Here is a 1,520-nt window from a genome sequence, read left to right as displayed (position 1 = left end):
GCGACCGCAGCCGCATCTCGCCCACCATGATGTCGCCGTTGGCACTCATCGGCCCGCTCCACAGCCCGAGTTGCGGGGTGTGACACCACCGGTGTCCGTCCACCCCGTAGCTGGGGTCCTCGGTCACCTCGAAGCGCAGCACCGACCACGACCGCAGCGCGTCAGCCAGCTGGGCTCCGGTACCGACCGGGCCCACCCAATTGGTGACGGCGCGCAACTGCCCGGGCATGGCGGGCTGCGGGGTCCACTTCAGGTTCGCTCTGGCCTGAAGGGTCGACGACAACGCCCACTCGACATGCGGGCATACCGCCGCCGGCGAGGCGTGGATGTAGACCACACCCGTCGTCGCGTCGGTGAGTTGGTTCGACGCACGCATCTGTTGCTCCTTCGGCTCCACGAGGGACGTCTTCCCCAACGACCTGGCGGTTCCGATCGAGCATGCATGTGTGTGTCGTGCGTGTCTATTGTGCCCTGTGAGGCCCCTGTTGCGCTAGTCTGACCCGAATTCTCTCAGCACCTCGTCAGACAACGCCGGCCACAGCGGATACGACCAATCGCCGAAATCACGGTCAGTCAGCGCGACCAGCGCCAGGTCAGCCTCCGGATCGACCCAGAGAAACGTGCCTGACTGGCCGAAATGCCCGTAGGTGGCCGGTGAGTTTGCCGACCCGGTCCAGTGCGGCGACTTGCCGTCACGAATTTCGAAGCCCAATCCCCAGTCATTCGGCCGTTGCACGCCGAAACCGGGCAGCACGCCGTCCAGGCCCGCGAACTGCACCATGGTGGCCTGCGCGTGCAGCTCCTCCGACACCATGCCGGGGCGCAGCAGGTCAGCGGCGAATGCCGCCAGGTCGCCGACTGTCGAGGTGACGCCGAAACCGGCCGCCGTCGTCCCACCGTCCAACGACGTAGCCGTCATGCCCAGCGGTTCGAACACGGCCTCGGCCAGGTACTGCTCGAAATCAATGCCGGCGGCGTCCTGCACGGTCTGCGCCAGCACCTGAAAGCCGTAGTTGGAGTAGACCCGCCGCGTGCCCGGCTCGGCCATCAGATCGTCGGACCGCATCGAGTAGCCCGCGGTGTGGGCCAGCAGGTGGCGCACGGTGGACCCCGGCGGACCGGCCGGGGTGTCGAGGTCGACGGCGCCCTCCTCGACGGCGACCTGCGCAGCCCGGGCCACCAGCGGTTTGGTCACCGACGCCAACGCGAAGCGGTGCTCGGTGTCGCCGCGGGTCGAGATGACGCCGGCCGGCCCGACCACCGCGGCGGCGGCGGTGCGGACCGGCCAGTCGGACAGGGCATCGAGAGCGCTCATCGCGCTGGATGTTACGTGCGGACGCTCACTTTCGAGCGACGTAGTAGTAGTTCAGCGGGTCGGAGTCGACCTCGTGAACCGTCACATCGGCAAAGCCCGCATCGGCCAGCATCGAGGTGGCCAACTGCCGACCCCACACCGTGCCCAGCCCGTCGCCGTCCAGGCCCAGCGACACGCTCATGCAGTGCATGGTCGACACCATGTA

General features: G+C 67.8%; 3 protein-coding genes. All 3 read right to left on the bottom strand.

Features of this window, described 5'->3' with window-relative positions; genetic code table 11:
• Positions 1-376, bottom strand: a 376-nt coding sequence (locus tag ACN269_RS34105; RefSeq protein WP_421477374.1) for a DUF3145 family protein, incomplete at its 3' end; no start/stop codon positions are given.
• 114 nt (positions 377-490) lie between these two features.
• Positions 491-1,315, bottom strand: coding sequence for a serine hydrolase domain-containing protein (locus ACN269_RS34100; protein ID WP_421477372.1), 825 nt, complete (start codon positions 1,313-1,315; stop codon positions 491-493).
• A 25-nt stretch (positions 1,316-1,340) separates the two neighbouring features.
• A partial coding sequence (locus ACN269_RS34095) for a hypothetical protein (protein ID WP_421477370.1) occupies positions 1,341-1,520 on the bottom strand: 180 nt, incomplete at its 5' end.

The sequence above is a fragment of the Micromonospora sp. WMMD736 genome (genome assembly GCF_049179015.1).
In the GTDB taxonomy this organism is placed as follows: domain Bacteria; phylum Actinomycetota; class Actinomycetes; order Mycobacteriales; family Micromonosporaceae; genus Micromonospora.
This window is presented reverse-complemented; position numbering and strand designations above follow the sequence as displayed.

Excerpts from the sequence above, each read along its gene's own strand:
- ACN269_RS34100 (WP_421477372.1), bottom strand. The coding sequence starts at position 1,315 with ATGAGCGCTCTCGATGCCCTGTCCGACTGGCCGGTCCGCACCGCCGCC.